Consider the following 18,960-nt stretch of genomic DNA (forward strand, 5'->3'; position numbering starts at 1 on the left):
AATTCCCGAATGGCTCGGGAATGCTTACTGTTACCCAACAGTTTTGAAGGGAAAATTTGAAGATGAACAAGTTATTGGCAGCTGTAGCCGTATTGATCGCGACGCTGTTCGCGTTTTCGTCGCAGGCTCAGGGTCCCGCGGGCAAACAGGAGGGACAGCAGCCCCGTGCGCTGATGGTGTTGACCAGTCACAAGACGATGGGAGAGTCCGGTAAGGCGACCGGTTTCTGGATGGCGGAGCTGACGCACCCGTATTTTGCCCTGCTGGACGCGGGCATTCCCGTGGATATCGTCAGTATTGCCGGCGGGGATGCGCCTGTAGATCCCCGCAGCCTGAAGCAGGATGACGCTGACAATCAGCGGTTCCTGAGTAACCCGCAAACCCGCAAGCTGATTGAAGATACCCGCTCGCTGGGTGAGGTGGATCCGGCAAAATACGCAGCGGTCATCTTTGTTGGCGGTCACGGGACCATGTGGGACTTCCCCGATAACGCCGATGTGAATCGGGTGGCAGCAACGATTTTTGAGAATGATGGGGTGGTGGCCGCTGTCTGCCATGGTCCCGCAGCGCTGCTTGGCATCACTCTCAGTGATGGCTCCAGATTGGTCGCCGGTCGCAATGTCACCGGGTTTACCAACAGTGAGGAGCATGCCGTGCAACTCGCCGATGTGGTGCCGTTTATGCTCGAGGATGCCCTCAAGTCAGCCGGGGCGAACTTCCAGGGCGGCGCTGACTGGCAGAGTAAAGTGGTGGTGGATGGCCGCCTGATCACGGGCCAGAATCCCGCGTCGGCGGGCGCGCTCGGTGAAAAGGTCGCTGCAGCGCTAGGCAGTAATTGAACACAAGGCTGATCGGGATTCACTTCTCCGGGCCTCCTCTCGCCAGGGGCGTCCGGGCTCCGGGTAAGCTGGGGTAAACTGTGCCAACCTGCCGGCGCAGCGCAGGCGGTCAGATCCGCGTCTGGTCGTTGTGTGAGAGGCGCGCTGTCCCGGCTTCAGTCATTCAGTGGCCCCGGCATGGGGGAGGGCAAGGCAACTTGGGCGACCAGACACTCGACCTTCAGGATACCCTCCGGGCATTTCTCGCCGGTTTCCCCTGTCGGGGACGCCGCTGGGTGGCCTTGAGTGGTGGTCTGGACTCCACCGTTTTGTTGCACCTGCTGTCCGCTGAGGGGGAGCCCGTGTCTGCCGTGCATGTACATCATGGCCTGTCCCCGAACGCCGATGAATGGGCCGACCACTGTGCCGAGCTGGCTGACTCTCTTGGTATTCCGCTGGTTACCCGGCAGGTGGTGGTGGAGGCCTCGGCGGGACTTGAGGCGGCAGCCCGGGATGCCCGCTACGGTGTGTTTGATCAGTTACTGGAGCCCGGTGACCAGCTGTTGCTGGCTCATCACGGGGACGACCAGGTCGAGACTTTCTTTTTGCGGTTGTTGCGTGGCGCTGGCCCCCAGGGGCTCAGTGGCATGCGCAGTTGTCGCTCGTTGGGGCGCGGGACACTGCTGAGGCCGCTGTTGAATGTCGCCCGCAGTGAGCTCGAGTCCTATGCCCGGGAGCACGAGCTCAGCTGGGTAGAGGACGAGAGCAACCGCGACCTGCGTTTTGACCGCAATTATTTGCGCACCCGGGTATTGCCGCTGTTGAGTGACCGGTGGCCCCTTCGGCACCGTGTCCAGCGGGCTGCCCGTAACCTGGAGGAGAGTGCGGTTCTGTTGCGGGAGCTGGCCAAGTCAGACCTCAGTGATTGCCGGCGCCGGCCCGAGCGCCTGGGCGAGTCAATCGCCCTGGAGTTGTTCCTGGCCCTGCGCCCCGAGCGTCAGCGCAACCTGTTGCGCAGTTGGGCGGAATCTCTCGGTGGGGCCTGGCCCAGCGCCCTGCAGCTGGCGGAGCTGGATCAGCAGCTCGCCAGTGCCGAGGCGGACCGGCAACCGGCGGTGCCCCTGGGCCGGATGGTGGCGAGACGTTTCCGTGACCGCCTTTTCCTGACGCCGGCCCTGCCGGAGCTGCCGGGCAGCTTCTCGGTCATGTGGGACGGCCAAAGCGTGCTGCAGTTGGCCGGCAGGGGCTGCCTCGGGAGGCTTCCCGACTGGCCGGCCGCGCTGTACCGGGTCACTTTTCGCCGGGGCGGTGAACGGGCGCGGCCGCTGGAGCGCCAGCACTCACAGACTCTGAAGAAGCTGATGCAGGAGTATGGTCTCGAGCCATGGCTGCGGGACCGTGTTCCGCTAATCTTTGAAGGGGAGCGGTTACTCGCCGTGGGCGATCTGTTCCTGTGTGACGGGTGGGAGGGAGATGCCCCGCAGGCCCTCCCGGATTGGCGGCCGCTGGCGTTTTTTGATTGAGGCGAATGCCCTGTTCTGGTAGTCTGGCGTCCCATCCCAAGGCAGCGGGAGACGCTCGAGCGTCTGGCCGTGCCGACCCCGCAAACCCGATCTCATCGGGCATTCAACTGACCAAGGTTTTGCATGACGCGCTATATTTTTGTCACTGGTGGCGTGGTTTCCTCGTTGGGGAAAGGTATCGCCTCCGCTTCCCTGGCCGCCATTCTCGAGGCCCGCGGCCTCAAGGTCACCATCCTGAAGCTGGATCCCTACATCAACGTGGATCCGGGCACCATGAGCCCCTTCCAGCACGGCGAGGTCTATGTGACCGAAGATGGCGCCGAGACTGACCTGGATCTGGGTCACTACGAGCGTTTTATCCGCACGCGCATGTCCAAGCGCAACAATTTCACCACCGGGCGGGTTTACGAGACCGTGCTGCGCAAGGAGCGCCGCGGCGACTACCTGGGCGGCACCGTGCAGGTGATTCCGCACATCACCGACGAGATCAAGCGCCGCGTGATCGAGGGCGGTCGCGATATGGATGTGGCCATCGTCGAGATCGGTGGAACCGTGGGCGACATCGAGTCCCAGCCTTTCCTGGAGTCCGTGCGCCAGTTGCGTGTGGAGCTGGGCCTGAACCGCGCCCTGTTGATTCACCTCAGCTATGTGCCTTACATCGCCACAGCCGGCGAGACCAAGACCAAACCGACCCAGCACTCGGTCAAGGAGCTGCGTTCCATCGGCCTGCAGCCGGATATCCTGCTTTGTCGGTCCGAGCGTGAGATCGACGAAGACTCCCGCCGCAAGATCGCCCTGTTCACCAACGTGGAAGAGCGCGCAGTGGTGCCGCTGCCCGATGCCAAGACAATCTACAGCGTGCCGCGCCTGCTGCACGGCCACGGCCTCGACGATATCGTGGTGGAGAAACTGCAGCTGGACTGCCCGGCGCCGGACCTGTCCGAGTGGGATGCCGTGGTCGATGGCAAGCTGAACCCCGACCGTGAAGTGAAGATCGCCATGGTCGGCAAGTACATGGAGCTGCTCGACGCCTACAAATCGTTGATCGAGTCGCTGACCCATGCCGGTATCAAGCATCGCTGCAAGGTGGATATCGAGTTCATCAACGCTGAGGATGTCGAAGGCGAGAACGGCCTGGAGCTGATCAAGGACGCGGATGCGATCCTGGTTCCCGGTGGTTTTGGCGAGCGCGGCCTCGAGGGCAAGCTCGAGTCGGTGCGTTACGCCCGCGAGAACAATATCCCGTTCCTGGGCATCTGCCTCGGCCTGCAGTCGGTGGTGATTGAGTACGCCCGCAATGTGCTCGGCCTGAAAGACGCCAACAGCACTGAGTTTGACATCAATACCTCCAATCCGGTTATCGGCCTGATCACCGAGTGGATTGATAGCGAGGGCAAGATCGAGAAGCGTGACGAGCAGTCCGACCTAGGCGGCACCATGCGCCTCGGTGGCCAGGAGTGCCGCCTGGCCAAAGACAGCAAAGCCCGTGATATCTACGGCGCTGACGTGATTGTCGAGCGGCACCGTCACCGCTACGAAGTGAACAACAACTACGTGGACCGCCTGCAAAAAGCCGGCCTCAAGATTGGCGGCTGGTCTGCCGATGACACCCTCGTGGAGATGGTCGAAATTCCGGAGCACCCCTGGTTCGTGGCGTGTCAGTTCCACCCGGAATTCACTTCCACGCCCCGTGACGGGCACCCGCTGTTTGAGAGTTTTGTCGCGGCCGCGATGAAGCAGCATGGCGCCAGCGAAAATAAATAGCAGGACAAAAGCAGGGGCCTGCCTGCAGGTAAATTGATACCCGGCTTTCCTGTGTGAGGTAGCCGGGTCAAATGGAAAGCGAATGATGAAAACCATAGAAGTCGGAAAACTCGAGGTCGCCAACGACAAGCCCTTCACGCTGTTCGGTGGTATGAATGTCCTGGAATCCCGCGATATCGCTATGCAGGTGGCCGAGCATTACGTAAAGGTGACTGAAAAGCTCGGTATTCCCTATGTATTCAAGGCTTCTTTTGACAAAGCCAATCGTTCTTCTATCCACTCGTACCGCGGCCCCGGTATGGAAGAAGGCCTGAAGATTTTTGAGGAAGTCAAAAAGACTTTCGGCGTGCCGCTGATTACCGATGTGCACGAGGTGGATCAGGCGGCTCCGGTTGCCGAGGTGGTGGATGTAATCCAGCTGCCGGCATTTCTCGCACGTCAGACCGACCTGGTTAAAGCCATGGCGGCCACCGGTGCTGTAATCAATGTCAAAAAGCCCCAGTTCATGAGTCCGCCGCAGGTAAAAAATGTGGTGGAAAAATTGGCTGAGGGTGGCAACGAGAAAATCATCCTGTGTGAGCGCGGCAGCTGTTTCGGTTATGACAACCTGGTAGTCGATATGCTCGGCTTCCGCACCATGATCGACGCCTCCGGCGGTGCACCGGTGATTTTTGATGTCACCCACTCCCTGCAGATGCGCGATCCCTCCGGGGCTGCCTCCGGCGGCCGCCGGGGTCAGGTCACCGAGCTGGGGCGTGCCGGTCTCGCCATCGGACTCGCAGGCCTGTTCCTTGAGGCGCATCCGAATCCGGACAAGGCGCTTTGCGATGGTCCCAGCGCGCTGCCGCTGGAAAAGCTGGAACCTTTCCTGGCTCAGATGAAAGCTGTCGACGACCTGGTGAAAGGTTTCGAGCCGCTCGATACCAAGTAATCGCTGTTACCGCATTAGCGCGACTTTGTAACGTGCTGCGAAAGCGCTGGTGCCGGAGGGAGATATCGAGACTGTCTGCGAGAGGGATCTCGCGGACAAGCCTCCAGGGAGGGATTCACGGCGTGTCTCGATATCTCCCTCTGGCAGTGGCGATGCCACTACAGTGGGACAGTGCATAAAATAGAACAAAATATTTACTAGCCAACACACAACAATGATCAACATGGAGCCCCGTTAATGAGCAAGATTGTTGCCGTAAAAGCCTACGAAGTGCTGGATTCCCGCGGAAATCCGACTGTAGAAGCCGACGTTATCCTGGAGTGCGGTGCGGTTGGTTCCGCCTGTGCACCGTCCGGCGCGTCCACCGGCTCCCGCGAGGCACTGGAGCTTCGCGATGGCGACAAGAGCCGTTATCTGGGCAAGGGTGTCCTGAAAGCAGTTGAGAATATCAACACCACCATCGCCGACCTGCTCAAGGGTATGGACGCGACTGACCAGCGCGCCCTGGACAAGGCCATGATCGAAGGCGACGGCACCGAGAACAAATCCAAGTTTGGTGCAAACGCCATCCTGGCAGTATCCCTGGCTGCAGCCAAAGCAGCGGCCGCTTCCAAGAATATGCCCCTGTACCAGCACATTGCTGAGGTGAACGGCACAGCCGGTGAGTACACCATGCCGGTGCCGATGATGAATATCCTTAACGGCGGTGAGCACGCGGACAACAACGTCGATATTCAGGAATTCATGATCCAGCCGGTGAAGGCCGCTTCCTTTGCCGAGGCGCTGCGCCAGGGCGCGGAAATTTTCCACTCCCTGAAAAAGGTGCTGTCTTCCCAGGGGTTGAACACCGCCGTCGGTGACGAGGGTGGCTTCGCGCCGAATTTGCCGTCCAATGAAGCGGCCCTGCAGGTTATTGCCGAAGCCGTCGAGAAAGCCGGTTACAAGCTGGGCGATGACATCATGCTGGCACTGGACTGTGCCTCCTCCGAATTCTTCAAAGACGGCAAGTATGACCTGTCCGGCGAAGGCAAGCAGTTCGACAGCGAAGGTTTTGCCAGCTATCTCGCCGACCTGTCCGCCAACTACCCGATCCTGTCCATCGAAGATGGTATGGACGAGGGTGACTGGGATGGCTGGAAGATCCTCACTGACAAGATCGGTGACAAGGTGCAGCTGGTGGGTGATGACCTGTTCGTGACCAATACCAAGATCCTCAAAGAAGGCATCGAAAAAGGCGTTGGCAATTCCATTCTGATCAAGTTCAACCAGATCGGCTCCCTGTCCGAGACACTGGATGCGATCAAGATGGCCAAGGATGCGGGTTACACCGCCGTGATCTCCCACCGTTCCGGTGAGACCGAAGATACCACCATCGCCGACCTGGCCGTGGCGACCGCAGCGGGCCAGATCAAGACCGGCTCCCTGTGCCGTTCCGACCGGGTGGCCAAATACAACCGCCTGCTGCGCATCGAGGCGGAACTGGACGGCGCCGCACCTTATCGCGGCCGCGCCGAATTCAAGTAAGTGCGGTGGGGAGAACGGAAGCCTGCTGACCCCGTTGTAAAGCGGGCTACCGTTTCTCCGCAGATACTCCGCCGCGCATTAACCGGATAGTGCCAATGAAGTGGCTGCTGGCAATATTGACCATCCTGCTGGTGACTTTCCAATACCGCTTGTGGGTAGGGGAGGGGAGTTTTGCGGAAGTGTCCCGGCTGAAGCGCGAGTTGGCGGAGCAGCAGGAGAAGAACGCCGTTCTCAGCAGGGCCAATCGCCAGCTGTTGCGGGAGGTGCGCAGCCTCAAGGAAGGCACCGATGGCGTTGAGGCAAAGGCCCGCTACGACCTCGGTCTGATCAGGGAGGGCGAAACCCTGTTCATCTTCATGCAACCCGAAGAGGAAGAAACGGAGTGATTTCCGGCTACTGGGTGGTCGTCCCCGCGGCCGGGGCCGGCCGGCGAATGGGGGCGGACCAACCCAAGCAGTATCTGCCGCTTCTCGGCCGTCCCATATTGTCTCTGACCCTGCGCAACATACTGACCTGGCCCGGGCTGGCTGGAGTCGTAGTGGCAATTTCCGCAGATGATCGCGACTTTGAACACCTGCCGGAAGCCCGCGATTCCCGTGTGCATCCTGTTCAGGGTGGGGCAGAGCGGGCCGATTCCGTGCTTGCCGCCCTCAATTTTCTTGCCCCGAAGGTGTCCCCCGCTACCCAGGTTCTCGTGCACGATGCAGCGCGCCCCTGTGTCGCGGTGGAGGATATTGAAGCACTGTTGGCGGCAGAGTCAGCGTCTGCACTGCTGGCCCGGCCGGCCAGTGATACGGTCAAACTGGGGCAGAAATCTGCTGCGGGGATCTCCAGTATCGAGAAGACCCTGGACCGCTCCCGGATCTGGCTGGCGCAGACTCCCCAGCGGGCGCCTTTGTCGCGACTGCACAGTGCGCTGCGGGAAGCGCTGGAGCGGGGTGACCCGGTCACTGATGAAGCCAGTGCCCTCGAATTTGCCGGCGACCACCCTCAGCTGGTGCTGGGCCGCAGTGATAATCTCAAACTGACGCATCCTGAGGATATACCCCTGGCAGAGGCGGTACTGCGCCTCAGGTTTGCAGCCGTGGAAGGCAATCGTTGATGAATTTACGAATCGGACAGGGCTTTGATGTCCATGCCTTCTGTGACGGTGACCATGTGATGCTCGGGGGCGTGCGTATCCCTTGTGAGCGGGGGCTGAAAGCCCACTCCGATGGTGATGTCTTATTGCACGCCCTCGCGGATGCATTGCTGGGAGCGCTGGCCCTGGGTGATATCGGTCATCATTTTCCAGATAACGATCCGAACTACTCCGGGGCCGATAGCCGCCAGCTGCTGTGCCATGTAATGGGGCTGGTAAAAGTGCAGGGCTACCATTTGATCAACGCCGACTGCACGTTGATTGCCCAGGCCCCCAAAATGGCTCCGCATATCCAAGACATGCGCACCAACATTGCCGAAGATTGTGGTACAGACGTCAATGCCATTAGCGTCAAGGCCACCACCACCGAGCGTCTCGGCTTTACCGGTCGGGGTGAGGGTATTGCCGCCCAGGCCGCAGTTTTGCTGGCTTTATCCGAAGGAAAAACTGGCTCGTGACTATGTCCTCTGGGTCTTCTGGGTCTTCTGGGTCCTCTGGGTCCTCTGGGTCCTCTGGGTCTTCTGCGTCTGCTGCTCCCGGATGGGATCTGGACTGGCCCCGTGCGCTCGGTGGGGCAGCGATCGAGGCGGATTTTCGCAGTATTCCCGAGGACTTCGTTGTCGAGGAGCTGGCGGCGCCGCCGGTCGATGACGGCGGAGAGCATGTCTATCTGCAGGTTCGCAAGCGCGGTGCCAACACCAATTGGGTCGCCCAGCAACTGGCCAGGGCTGCCGGCGTTCGTCCGGGGGATATCGGGTTTTACGGGCTGAAGGATCGCCACGCGGTCACCACGCAGTGGTTCAGTGTCTGGCTGGGGCAGAAGAGTGCGCCCGACTGGAGCCAGCTGAATTCTGACGAGATCGCCATCCTGAATGTGTTTCGCGGTCCCCGTAAGCTCCGCCGCGGCGAGCACGTGGGCAACCGGTTTGTGATTACCCTGCGCAACGTGCGGGGTGATCGCGATCAGGCGGAGTCCGTTCTTGAACGCCTCGGTGAGGGAGTGCCCAACTATTTCGGCGAACAGCGTTTCGGCCGCGAAGGGGGCAATCTGGATCTGGCGTTGCGGATTGCAGAGGACAATGTGCGGGTTAGGCGCAGTGACAGGGCCTTTGCCATGTCCGCAGCGCGCAGCTGGCTTTTCAATCAAGTGCTGGCGGAACGGGTGCGTCGCGACTGCTGGCGGCAGGCGATGCCGGGGGAACCCATCGAAGAGCCGTCCGGTCCCTTGTGGGGGCGCGGGCGCAACCCGGCCGCTGCGGAGCTTGCAACCCTGGAGTCCTCCGTCACAGATCAGTGGAAGGGGCTCTGTGACTGGCTGGAGCACTGTGGCCTGCAGCAGGAGCGACGCGCTTTGCTACTGCGTCCGGATGGCTACGGCTTCAATTGGCAGGGGGACAACCTGGAGCTGGCATTCGCTCTGCCGCCGGGTGCATTTGCCACTGCGGTATTGCGGGAGCTCGCGGTGCTGGCCAATGAGAGCGGCGCCAACATAAAATAGAGCTACAACAATAACCGGCCCTCGTGCCGGCACTTCGGAGCCAAGGGCGGCTACCGGCATTTAATAGGGGTAATATGGATCGCTTGAAACGTGAGGGGCTGGGGATGACTTCCCAGCGAACCCGCAACCGGCTGATTCAGCGACTGCGGGAAGAGGGAATCAGCAATGAGGCCGTGCTCGATGTCATGGCCTCAACCCCCCGACATCTCTTTCTGGACGAAGCCTTGGCCATCCGTGCCTACGAGGACACTTCCCTGCCCATCGGTTACGGGCAGACGATTTCACAACCCTATATCGTCGCCCGCATGACCGAACTTTTGTTGAGCCGGGCGAAATCCCTGCACCGGGTTCTGGAGGTTGGAACCGGGTCCGGTTACCAGGCGGCCATTCTGGCGCGCCTGGTGGACAAGCTCTATTCCGTCGAGCGCATCGGGCCGTTACTGGAAAAAGCCCGGCAACGTTTGCGGGAGCTGGGTCTCTACAACCTGGAGACCAGCCTCAGCGCCGGCGGGTTTGGCTGGCCGGAAAAGGGCCCTTATGACGCCATTCTGGCTGCTGCCTCCCCGGCCTCCGTACCTGCCGAGCTCAAGGAGCAGCTGGGCCCCGATGGGGTCCTGGTCATGCCCGTTGGCAACGAGCGTCAATTCCTGACTATCATCACGCGCCGTGGCGACAGCGAACAGTTTGATGTGGAGAGGCTTGAGCCGGTGCGCTTTGTGCCACTTCTGGGCGGTGTCGTCCGATGAGGCTGCGCGAGAGCCGCCTGTGGGGCGTTGCTGCCAGGGGAATGGCCATGGGGGCTGCCGATGTGGTGCCCGGTGTTTCGGGTGGCACCATCGCCTTTATCACGGGCATCTACCAGGAGTTGCTCGACTCCATCAGCCGTGTCGGCCCGCACGCCCTGACGGTACTGCGGCGCCACGGCTTGGTGGTTGCCTGGCAATATATCAACGGCAGTTTCCTGCTGTCATTGTTCGCCGGCATCCTGATCAGCGTCGTCAGCCTTGCCCGCCTGATCGGTTACCTGCTCGATACCTACCCGATTGCGGTCTGGGGCTTCTTTTTCGGGCTCGTGCTCGCGTCAGTCATCCCTGTTCTGCGGCGGGTGCCCCGCTGGAACACCGGGGCGCTGTTCTACGTGCTGCTAGGGGTGCTGATCGCGATAGGGGTCAGTGAATTACGGCCCGCTCAGGTACCGGCGACGCCACTGACCCTGTTTCTCTCCGGCGCACTTGCGATCTGTGCCATGATCCTGCCCGGCATTTCCGGCTCTTTTATCCTGCTCATGATCGGCATCTACCCCCATGTGCTGACGGCGGTGCACGAAATGCAGATCGTCAAGCTGCTGTGCTTCGCCGCTGGTGCTGTCACTGGTCTCATGCTGTTCAGCCGCCTGCTGTCCTGGCTGATGCATCATTACGTGGCGCGAACCCTGGCTTTCCTCGGCGGTATTCTTCTCGGCAGCCTGAAAATCATCTGGCCATGGAAGCTGCCCACCGGGCAGGCTCCGGAAGCCGGGGACAAGCTGGCGCCCCTGATGTCCAACACCTCACCCTGGACCTACGCTGAAGTGACCGGGGAAAGCAGCTACCTGCTGATTGCGGCGACAGCGGCCATGGTTGCTGCGATGATCGTCCTGACGGTGGATTTCTGGGGCCACAGGCAGGGCGCACGCCAATGAGGGGCGTGAAAAGCCCTTTTGCCACATTTCAAGCTGCTGAGGATCGGAAAAATGGTATTTCCAACCCTGAAATGCGCACTGTTAAGCGAATTTTTTTAGATACTTTTCCCATAAATACGACCCCCTGATGTAAAAAGAGAATAATGAAGTGTCGTCTTTTTCAACAATCTAGTGTTTTCAGCTGGCGGGACGTTGATCTCTTTTCCGGTCATCTTTTTCTGTCCGTGTTAAAGATATTAACCGTCGCTCTGGTGGGGTTGATAGTTGCTTCCTGCACCAGTCACCCGGCGCCGACGCACTCACTTGGGCAGCCGCCGAGCCAGAGGATCAAGCACCACACCGTCAGTCGCGGCGAAACGCTGTATTCCATCGCCTGGCGATATGGCCAGGACTTTCGCCACCTGGCGGCCATCAATGGCATCGCGGCCCCTTACAGTATCTTCCCCGGCCAGCGTCTGCGCCTGGAGGGCAAAGCGTTGGTTTCCAGCCCCCGGCCAGCCCCGGCGCCGGTGCGAAAGAGTGCTCCGGCCGCAAAACCTGTGGCGCAAAAGCCATCCAGAAAAGTAGAAAGATCTTTACCGAAGAAAACTGTTCGCAAACTGCCCCAGCCCGTTTCAAACTCGAAAATTGTCTGGCGCTGGCCTGTCCGTGGTCCCCTGATCAGCACATTCCGGGCCAGGGACCCGTTGCGGAAGGGTGTTGATATCGCCGGGCAAAAGGGGGACTCTGTATCTGCAGCAGCCAATGGCACCGTGATCTACGCGGGAAGTGCGCTGAGAGGATACGGGAAGCTGCTGATCGTGAAGCACAATGAGGAATTCCTCAGTGCTTATGCCCACAACCACAAATTGCTTGTGAAAGAGGGCAGCGAAGTGAAGGCGGGGCAGAGGATCGCGGAACTGGGTTCAAGTGGTACAGACCGCAACAAGCTCCACTTCGAAATTCGCCGGAACGGTCAGCCAGTCGACCCGCTTTCCTACCTGCCGCGCAACCCGTGAGGCGCCGACGGCCCTGTAAATAAAAACGGATTTTTATTTTGTACCACTTGAGGTAGTCACCGGATTCGTGACCTGCCCAAGGTCGGCAGAGCAGGGCTAGAGCCTTTAGTCAGGTGCCTCCGCGTCTGACTCGATGTCCCCTCCCTGCAACAAATTGCCCAGGCAGTTTGTCCTTTCTCCGCCGTTCCTTGTGGTCGTCGAAACTGGCGACTGTCGCCCTGACAGCGACCCGCGTAGCGGCTCGGTTTCAGTGCGACTGAGACTGGCAAATTTACAAGGAGTTGGGGAAATGGAAGCACATCGTCGCGACCAGCTGGCAGCTGGACAGGCAGACCTTCCTCCAGAGTTGGCAGCAAATGAGGTCAATACTCGCGGAAAGAAATCGGCAAAATCACAGAAAGAGGAGAAATCCGGCGGTCGGCCCCGGAAGACCGCAGCAAAAAAAACCTCCGAACCCACCCCCCTCAAGGCTCGAGCCCGCAGGACAGACAGTGACAGTTACCTGCAAAAGAACCTCGACGCCACACAGCTTTACCTGAACGAAATCGGTTTTTCCCCACTCCTCACCGCCGAGGAAGAGGTCTACTACGCCCGCAAGGCTCTGCGAGGCGATGGGGCCGCCCGAAAGCGGATGATTGAGAGTAACCTCCGCCTTGTGGTCAAGATTGCGCGGCGCTATGTAAGCCGTGGGCTGGCGCTGCTGGACCTGATCGAGGAGGGTAATCTCGGCCTTATACGTGCGGTTGAGAAGTTTGATCCCGAGCGTGGGTTCCGCTTCTCCACCTATGCCACCTGGTGGATCCGCCAGACCATCGAGCGGGCCATCATGAACCAGACCCGCACGATCCGCTTGCCTATCCATGTGGTCAAGGAACTCAATGTCTACCTGCGTGCCTCCCGCGAGCTGGCACAAAAGCTGGATCACGAGCCATCGGCAGAAGAGATTGCCAACCTGCTCGAGAAGCCGGTGGAGGATGTTGAGCGAATGCTGGGCCTGAACGAGCGCGTAACCTCGGTGGACACGCCCATCGGTCCCTCTTCGGAAAAAACCCTGGTGGATACCATCCCGGACCAGCAGGAGTCGGACCCGGCTGAACTGCTTCAGGACACGGATTTATTCGAAAGTATCAATCGCTGGCTCGGCGAACTGCCGGACAAGCAGTGCGAGGTGGTTTCACGGCGCTTTGGTTTGCGGGGTTATGAGGCGAGCACCCTGGAAGAAGTGGGCCGGGAAATTGGTCTGACCCGTGAGCGCGTACGCCAGATCCAGGTAGATGCACTAAAGCGCCTGCGTGAAGTCATGGAGAAGCAGGGGCTGGACGGGCTCTCATTATTTGCCAACCTCTGACAGTAAAAACCTTTTGATGACATGAAAAGCCGCGAGATCATGCCCCTCGCGGCTTTTTTATGTTTGCTCAATGCATCAACGCCCCATTCATCCAGTCTCTGCTCACTGCTGATGGGGCAACGGTCGTGGTGCCAGTCCGTAGCTATTTCTGCACCCACCTTCCCCGGTTGTCCTGATAAAACTCTCCCGGCTTGAGGCGCGCCTCCAGCTTTTCAGCCGCGCGCGCTGCAACCTGGGCAATGTCGATACCATTGCGTTTGGCGATGGCTGCATATTCGCGTTTGCGCTTGCTGTTTACCTCGTTGATCAACCGTTCCAGTTCCGGAGAAGACTGGTCGACGACCGCGATGTAGCCGCTGTTGGCCTCACCTACCAGGCCCTGGGATCGCGCCGCATCCAGCGTAATTGCCAGTGCCGGTAGCGCGATGGCCAGGCCGATGATGAGCAGCAGATTTTTTGTCAGCCTCTTCATGATGCCTCCTTAGAAAATTCCCTCTTTGTCGTCAAAAAGATCGTCCAGCTCCCGGTCGACTTTGACCCGGATCTCGTGTTCGATCTTGACGTTCAGGTTCACTGTAATGGGCTCGCTGGGTGCCTGCACTGCCACCGTCGGCGTGCAGGCCGCGGTAAACAGGGCGGCTATCAGCAGCGGGGGGAGCAGTCTGGTGCCGGTCATGAGTTACTCCTGAGTGTCAACGCCATGTCATGATATCCGGACTAGCTTAACCCAAACTGAACCCTCTGCGTGTGACGGTTCACTCAAGCCTCTTTTGCAGCGCCTCGCTCAGGTCTCGGCTCGCCTGCAAAGAGCGCAGCATTGAGGGAATGTTGTTTTCGAGGTTGAGGTTGATGATGAGATCGCGATCTTTGGCCACTGAGTCACTTCGCCCCACCAGTTTTAACTTTAGTTGCATGTCACCGCTTGGGGGATAGTTCAGGGTGCCTCCCAGGGTGCGGAAGTTGTAATCCTCCAGGGCACCGGAAAGCATCTTGAGCTGGGGATTGCCGGCCAGCATCTGTGGGGAGAAGGCGCCATAATAGCGTAGCCGCCCCCCTGGAGCTCTTGCTTCCACTTCCCCGTTTTCCACGGTAATACCGTCTGGACCGGTAACCACGGGGATTTGCAGGTCCAGCGTGCCGGATGCAGCGAAGTTCTCGGCTTCCATCTCGTTTTCGAGCGCCCGCAGCGAGATGCCATTGGCGGATACCAGGCTGCGCCTCGGTTCATTGTCCAGATTCCAGCTCAGAGATTTCGAACTGATCTCTCCCCCAAGGGTTGCTGCGGAGAGTGAGGACAGAATGATATCGCGCTCTTCGGTGACCTTGAGGTCAAAGCGAATATCAGTAATGCTCACGCCCACATCCACAGAGGATACTGATACCGGTTGAGGTTCGGGAGTTCGCCAAAAGCCCCCCGAGCGTTGTAGCTTTAAAGTGGTGCTGATGCCGGTCGCAAAGCTCTTTTCGTAGACACCCGCGATTTCATCCAGCGAGAGCTGGATTTGATCCTGCTCCCCTGCGGGCCAGGCAAACTGTGCGGTGCCGGCAAGGGACCCAGCGACGATATCGACGGGCAGGCCTCTAGCGGAGTGGCTGAGAGGCCGCTCCTTGCTGAACGAAACGCGTGGCATTCCGAGTTTGGCTTCTCCCGAGGAAGAGTCGAGATTGTGAGACCAGGAGCCCCTTACCTGGAGATCCCCGGCCGAAATCTGTCCTTTGCCACGCAGCTTGCCACCCTCCAGTGACAAATCACCGCTGCCCGTAAAGTCGGTCTGACCGCTATTCACCCAGCGCAGCTTCCCTCCCGGAATCTGAAAACTGGCATTGAGCTTCGGCTCTCTGTCCCGGTGGGTGAAAACCAGTGAGGGAAAAGATAGCGTGCCGCCGACATTGACAGCTGGATTGGCGCTGCCTGCTGATAGAGCCGTCGCTGTGGACTCACCTTCACAGCGGATTTCCGTCTCTTCTGCAACGCATTCGAAGGAGGGGGAATTCAATGATAATCCCTCTATCTGCACCTCGCCGCTGCTCAGTCTTTCAGCTTCAGCGGCAAATTTCGAGAGCTTGATCTTATTGCCTGACTTTGTGTGTTTGACGTTCACTGAGGTGGAAAGTTGGAGGTCGATAAGGGTTGCCTCTGGCTCGGCGAGAGCCAGTTCTGCAGCCTCCGTGCGGGCCACAACGGAGCAGTTGGGAGTATCGGAAAACTGACAGGAAGCATCGGTAACCTGGAACAAGACCGGTGTGGCCTCCTTTCCTCCCTTCTTTTGTAATGTTACCCCCTGTAGTGTGCCGCGCAGATCCGGTGCCGAGAGATGGATGTCGCCGGGCCAGCCATCAGTGGAGAGGATTACCGGTGCCTCCAAATCCACTTTCGCGGAGATCTGTTTCCAGCCGAGTTGATTCAACACCGACTTTCCTGCTGGATCTGGCCCGGTAACAAGACGCAGTTCGCTGCCGGATTTCAGCTCCAGACTTGCTTCGTGAACAAGGAGGTGGTCATTGGCGGATATGGCGAGATTTTCGCCCGGCCCTGCCAATTGCGCGTGCATTGCAAATAAAAGAGTCCCGGTTGTGCTCTCGATAGCCGCGAGATCCGGGCGCTTTTTCAGTGCGGTCTCCTGCAGTAGGGCATGAAGTTGCTGGGGAAACACCGTGCCTGAGGCCTTCAACACGGGTTTTCCACCTGTGCCCTGGGCTCGAATATTGGCAGAAAGCAGCTGCGCCATGGTTTTGCCAGTCAGATCGGCATCGACCTGGGCCTCGCCGGATAATTGTCGCAGTTGAAGCGGGCTGACGGAGCTTATCTGCGCCGAGAGCGGTTCTGTCGTCTCCATCTTCAGAGTCAGGGGCGCAAAGTCTCTGTCCAGAGTGACGGATGCTTTTTGGCTGGACAGATTCACCCAGAGGTTTTTGTATTCATCCAGGGCGCGGAGGTCGTCGGGCAGTATGCCGCTGAGTTTTGCGATCAATTCGCCGGACGAAGTCTCCACCGGCAGTGGAAGTTCCCCGCTTTGCAGCCATTGCAGCCTGGCCACTGTGGAGATGGCAGTTTGCCAGCTCTCGTCAGGGCGTCTTTCTGCGGTAGCGATAAGGACCTGAGAGGCAGGAGCGTCTCCGAGATTCACTTTGCCCCGCAGCTGCAGGCGCTCCCTGTCGGGGATGATGGTGGCTTCAGCCCGCAAGCGGCTTGTCACGTATTTTGTCAGCAGGGTGGTGGAATCCGGCAGTCGCCGGACGCTCAGCCTGGCCGTTGCCGAGTGCCAGCTCTGGTCCGCTTGTGGCCACTCTAGCTGCTGGATTTCAATGCGGGCCGGCACCGAGGCCAATGAATCGATCAGAGCACTCAGGTACAGCGGTCCGGTATCGGAGCGGCGTTTATCTTCCTGTCGGCTGGATTGACTGGTGGCTGCTGCGTGCTTGGCTGTATCAGTCTGTCCGTTGGTAGTGCCCGATTCCCTCTGTTCCCCGGATTCTCCCGAACCGGGGGGGGGACGGAGTTCGGGAAAGTACAGCTCCGCTTTACCAATAGTGAGTTCACTGTCGTTAGTGGCCCCGAATGCGCCCAGAGGATTTGCCAGTTGCAGGGCGCTGAAGTCTGCTGTGATGCCATTTTTAGTCGTAAACCTGAGTCGATCCAGGCGCACGCCTCCCCCGTAAAAATTCAGGCCATTCAGGGACTCCACGGCGCCAACATCCTGAACCGCGTTGATCAGGCTCGCGGCAACCGAATCGCGATCGCGCCACAGCCACCAGGCTGCTGCCACCAGCAGCAGAATGGCAATGGTGGTTCGGGACGGTTTGGGCACAGGGTTCTCCGGTCTGACTTGCGGTCGGTTTCGATATGTGGAGACTGAAACTTTACCCGCCACCTTTGCAGTAGGGTGAGGCAGGGCATCATCTACCTGTTCCAGTGTAACCGGCCACGGAGGAAACCTTAATGGAAGGCATGATAGGACGGTTGAAGTCAGTTAAAAGCCTGTTGGCCGGGCTGGCTTTTCCCTTTGTACTTTTTAGTGCTGGCGCCAACGCTTATGACCGCGTGGCGGGTGAGGGCTTTGCCAGTCGCTCTCAGGCGCTGGCAACCAATGGTATGGCGGCCACCAGCCAGCCGCTGGCCACGCAGATAGCACTCGATATTCTCAAGCAGGGCGGTTCGGCGGTGGATGCGGCGATTGCCGCCAACGCCGCACAGGGCCTGATGGAACCCACCGGCTGCGGAATCGGCGGTGACCTGTTTGCCATCGTGTGGGACGCCAAGTCCGAGAAACTCTACGGGCTGAATGCCAGTGGCCGCTCACCCAAGTCCCTGCCATTTTCCTACTTTGCTGAAAACGGCCTGGATCGGATTCCCTCCCATGGCCCCTTGCCGGTGTCGGTGCCGGGAGCCGTGGACGGCTGGTATGAGCTGCATGAAAAGTTTGGTCGCCTGCCCATGTCGGATGTCCTGCAGCCCGCCATCAGCTATGCCGAAAAGGGCTTTCCGGTAACCCAGCTGGTGGCCTATTACTGGGATCGCTCAGTGCCGCGCCTGCAGAAATTCCCCGGTTTCCGGCAGACCTTTATGCCCAATGGCCGGGCACCCAGAGAGGGTGAAATATTCCGAAATCCACGGCTGGCCAAGACCTACAAACGTATCGCTGAGGGTGGCCGGGATGCTTTTTACCGGGGGGATATCGCCCGCGAGATTGCGGCCTATATGAAAGCCAATGGCGGTTTCCTGTCTCTTGAGGATCTGGCCTCCCACGAGTCCGAGTGGGTCGACCCGGTTGCCACCAACTACCGTGGCTACGATGTATGGGAGCTGCCGCCAAATGGGCAGGGCATAGCCGCATTACAGATTCTCAATATTCTCGAGGGCTACGATCTGGCCCGGATGGGTCGTACCAGTCCAGAGTATGTGCATCTCTTCACAGAGGCGAAAAAGCTCGCCTTTGAGGATCGGGCGAAGTGGTATGCGGACCCGGCCTTCAACCAGATTCCGGTGAAAGAGCTCATCTCCAAGGGCTATGCCGCCGAGCGGCGCAAGCTGATCGATCCAGGCCGCGCCACCAGGCGGTACGACGCCGGCAACCCGGCCCTGAAGCACGGTGATACCATCTACCTGACGGTGGCGGATGCCGAGGGCAATATGGTGTCACTGATCCAGAGTAATTACCGCGGTATGGGCTCGGGCATGACGCCCGGCGAGTTGGGTTTCATTCTGCAGGACCGCGGAGAGATGTTCAGCCTGCGAGAGGGGCACTTCAACCAGTACCAGCCGGGCAAGCGGCCCTTCCACACGATCATTCCCGCTTTCGTCACCAAGGAGGGCAAGCCGTATTTGAGTTTCGGCGTGATGGGCGGCGCGACCCAGCCGCAGATGCACGCACAGATCGTGATCAACATGGTCGACTTTGGTTTGAACGTGCAGGAAGCGGGAGACGCACCCCGCATCCTGCACAGCGGGTCGAGCCAGCCGACGGATGAAGTAATGGAGGATGGCGGCTATCTCAGCCTTGAGGACGGCTTCCCCATGGAGACCCGCCGTAAACTGGTGCAGATGGGGCACCAGGTGCGCTTCGCCAGTGGCCCCTTTGGCGGCTATCAGGCGATTATGCGCAGTGCCGACGGTGTGTATCATGGCGCGTCTGAGAGCCGCAAGGATGGACACGCCGCTGGTTACTGAGACCTCTTGGCAGCGCCCGTCAGATCCTTATAGTGAGCACCCCTCCGTCCAGGGCGGGGTATTTCC

At 59.6% G+C, this 18,960-nt stretch carries 17 protein-coding genes; 14 read left to right on the top strand and 3 right to left on the bottom strand.

What is annotated here, in order from left to right; genetic code table 11:
• Positions 1–62: 62 nt before the first annotated feature.
• The 13 genes from AWR36_RS14025 (at position 63) to rpoS (ending at position 13,226) form a co-directional block, all read left to right on the top strand.
• Complete coding sequence (locus tag AWR36_RS14025; protein ID WP_082679618.1) at positions 63–839, top strand: type 1 glutamine amidotransferase domain-containing protein; 777 nt, start codon at positions 63–65, stop codon at positions 837–839.
• 197 nt (positions 840–1,036) lie between these two features.
• Positions 1,037–2,341: a tRNA lysidine(34) synthetase TilS gene (gene tilS / locus AWR36_RS14030; protein ID WP_082679619.1), complete on the top strand. Its 1,305-nt coding sequence runs from the start codon at positions 1,037–1,039 to the stop codon at positions 2,339–2,341.
• Positions 2,342–2,464: 123 nt separating this feature from the next.
• Positions 2,465–4,105 carry a CTP synthase gene (locus AWR36_RS14035; protein WP_067086180.1) on the top strand — a complete coding sequence of 547 codons (1,641 nt, stop codon included), beginning with the start codon at positions 2,465–2,467 and terminating at the stop codon, positions 4,103–4,105.
• An 85-nt stretch (positions 4,106–4,190) separates the two neighbouring features.
• The gene (gene kdsA / locus AWR36_RS14040; protein WP_067086385.1) at positions 4,191–5,036 is read left to right on the top strand and encodes a 3-deoxy-8-phosphooctulonate synthase; all 846 of its coding nucleotides are present in this window, start codon (positions 4,191–4,193) and stop codon (positions 5,034–5,036) included.
• Positions 5,037–5,273: 237 nt separating this feature from the next.
• Positions 5,274–6,560 carry a phosphopyruvate hydratase gene (eno, locus tag AWR36_RS14045; protein ID WP_067086184.1) on the top strand — a complete coding sequence of 429 codons (1,287 nt, stop codon included), beginning with the start codon at positions 5,274–5,276 and terminating at the stop codon, positions 6,558–6,560.
• Between the two features lie 95 nt (positions 6,561–6,655).
• Entirely contained in the window at positions 6,656–6,946 is a 291-nt protein-coding gene (locus AWR36_RS14050; RefSeq protein ID WP_067086187.1) for a septum formation initiator family protein, read from the top strand.
• On the top strand, positions 6,943–7,662 hold the full coding sequence (ispD, locus tag AWR36_RS14055; protein WP_067086189.1) for a 2-C-methyl-D-erythritol 4-phosphate cytidylyltransferase: 720 nt from the start codon (positions 6,943–6,945) through the stop codon (positions 7,660–7,662). The genes AWR36_RS14050 and ispD overlap by 4 nt, the downstream gene beginning before the upstream one ends.
• Positions 7,662–8,159, top strand: a complete 498-nt coding sequence (gene ispF / locus AWR36_RS14060) for a 2-C-methyl-D-erythritol 2,4-cyclodiphosphate synthase (RefSeq protein ID WP_067086192.1) — start codon at positions 7,662–7,664, stop codon at positions 8,157–8,159. Before ispD ends, ispF begins: the two co-directional genes overlap by 1 nt.
• Before the next feature lie 2 nt (positions 8,160–8,161).
• A complete protein-coding gene (truD, locus tag AWR36_RS14065) occupies positions 8,162–9,199 on the top strand; it encodes a tRNA pseudouridine(13) synthase TruD (RefSeq protein ID WP_082679620.1) in 1,038 nt (345 codons plus the stop codon).
• 74 nt (positions 9,200–9,273) lie between these two features.
• On the top strand, positions 9,274–9,945 hold the full coding sequence (locus tag AWR36_RS14070; protein ID WP_176491148.1) for a protein-L-isoaspartate(D-aspartate) O-methyltransferase: 672 nt from the start codon (positions 9,274–9,276) through the stop codon (positions 9,943–9,945).
• Positions 9,942–10,880 (top strand): DUF368 domain-containing protein, encoded by a 939-nt coding sequence (locus AWR36_RS14075; protein WP_067086197.1) that lies wholly within the window; start codon positions 9,942–9,944, stop codon positions 10,878–10,880. The genes AWR36_RS14070 and AWR36_RS14075 overlap by 4 nt, the downstream gene beginning before the upstream one ends.
• Positions 10,881–11,023: 143 nt before the next feature.
• Positions 11,024–11,878, top strand: a complete 855-nt coding sequence (locus AWR36_RS14080; RefSeq protein ID WP_197409283.1) for a peptidoglycan DD-metalloendopeptidase family protein — start codon at positions 11,024–11,026, stop codon at positions 11,876–11,878.
• 289 nt (positions 11,879–12,167) lie between these two features.
• Positions 12,168–13,226, top strand: coding sequence for an RNA polymerase sigma factor RpoS (gene rpoS / locus AWR36_RS14085; protein ID WP_067086198.1), 1,059 nt, complete (start codon positions 12,168–12,170; stop codon positions 13,224–13,226).
• Between the two features lie 142 nt (positions 13,227–13,368).
• On the opposite strand, the gene AWR36_RS14090 is transcribed toward rpoS, so the two are convergent.
• From AWR36_RS14090 to AWR36_RS14100, 3 genes are all read right to left on the bottom strand, one after another.
• On the bottom strand, positions 13,369–13,698 hold the full coding sequence (locus AWR36_RS14090) for a YdbL family protein (RefSeq protein ID WP_067086201.1): 330 nt from the start codon (positions 13,696–13,698) through the stop codon (positions 13,369–13,371).
• A 9-nt stretch (positions 13,699–13,707) separates the two neighbouring features.
• Positions 13,708–13,902 carry a YnbE family lipoprotein gene (locus AWR36_RS14095; RefSeq protein ID WP_067086204.1) on the bottom strand — a complete coding sequence of 65 codons (195 nt, stop codon included), beginning with the start codon at positions 13,900–13,902 and terminating at the stop codon, positions 13,708–13,710.
• 79 nt (positions 13,903–13,981) lie between these two features.
• Entirely contained in the window at positions 13,982–16,912 is a 2,931-nt protein-coding gene (locus AWR36_RS14100) for an intermembrane phospholipid transport protein YdbH family protein (RefSeq protein WP_141398542.1), read from the bottom strand.
• Positions 16,913–17,166: 254 nt separating this feature from the next.
• Between AWR36_RS14100 and ggt the strand changes: the two genes are divergently transcribed.
• On the top strand, positions 17,167–18,894 hold the full coding sequence (gene ggt / locus AWR36_RS14105; RefSeq protein WP_197409284.1) for a gamma-glutamyltransferase: 1,728 nt from the start codon (positions 17,167–17,169) through the stop codon (positions 18,892–18,894).
• Positions 18,895–18,960: the final 66 nt, after the last annotated feature.

This window comes from Microbulbifer flavimaris, from assembly GCF_001641755.2.
Taxonomy (GTDB): domain Bacteria; phylum Pseudomonadota; class Gammaproteobacteria; order Pseudomonadales; family Cellvibrionaceae; genus Microbulbifer; species Microbulbifer flavimaris.

Bases quoted from the DNA above. Each gene is read 5' to 3' on its own strand.
- AWR36_RS14025 (WP_082679618.1), top strand. From the start codon at position 63: ATGAACAAGTTATTGGCAGCTGTAGCCGTATTGATCGCGACGCTGTTC.
- AWR36_RS14035 (WP_067086180.1), top strand. From the start codon at position 2,465: ATGACGCGCTATATTTTTGTCACTGGTGGCGTGGTTTCCTCGTTGGGG.
- kdsA (WP_067086385.1), top strand. From the start codon at position 4,191: ATGAAAACCATAGAAGTCGGAAAACTCGAGGTCGCCAACGACAAGCCC.
- eno (WP_067086184.1), top strand. From the start codon at position 5,274: ATGAGCAAGATTGTTGCCGTAAAAGCCTACGAAGTGCTGGATTCCCGC.
- AWR36_RS14050 (WP_067086187.1), top strand. From the start codon at position 6,656: ATGAAGTGGCTGCTGGCAATATTGACCATCCTGCTGGTGACTTTCCAA.
- ispF (WP_067086192.1), top strand. From the start codon at position 7,662: ATGAATTTACGAATCGGACAGGGCTTTGATGTCCATGCCTTCTGTGAC.
- truD (WP_082679620.1), top strand. From the start codon at position 8,162: ATGTCCTCTGGGTCTTCTGGGTCTTCTGGGTCCTCTGGGTCCTCTGGG.
- AWR36_RS14070 (WP_176491148.1), top strand. From the start codon at position 9,274: ATGGATCGCTTGAAACGTGAGGGGCTGGGGATGACTTCCCAGCGAACC.
- AWR36_RS14075 (WP_067086197.1), top strand. From the start codon at position 9,942: ATGAGGCTGCGCGAGAGCCGCCTGTGGGGCGTTGCTGCCAGGGGAATG.
- AWR36_RS14080 (WP_197409283.1), top strand. From the start codon at position 11,024: ATGAAGTGTCGTCTTTTTCAACAATCTAGTGTTTTCAGCTGGCGGGAC.
- rpoS (WP_067086198.1), top strand. From the start codon at position 12,168: ATGGAAGCACATCGTCGCGACCAGCTGGCAGCTGGACAGGCAGACCTT.
- AWR36_RS14090 (WP_067086201.1), bottom strand. From the start codon at position 13,698: ATGAAGAGGCTGACAAAAAATCTGCTGCTCATCATCGGCCTGGCCATC.
- AWR36_RS14095 (WP_067086204.1), bottom strand. From the start codon at position 13,902: ATGACCGGCACCAGACTGCTCCCCCCGCTGCTGATAGCCGCCCTGTTT.
- ggt (WP_197409284.1), top strand. From the start codon at position 17,167: ATGGAAGGCATGATAGGACGGTTGAAGTCAGTTAAAAGCCTGTTGGCC.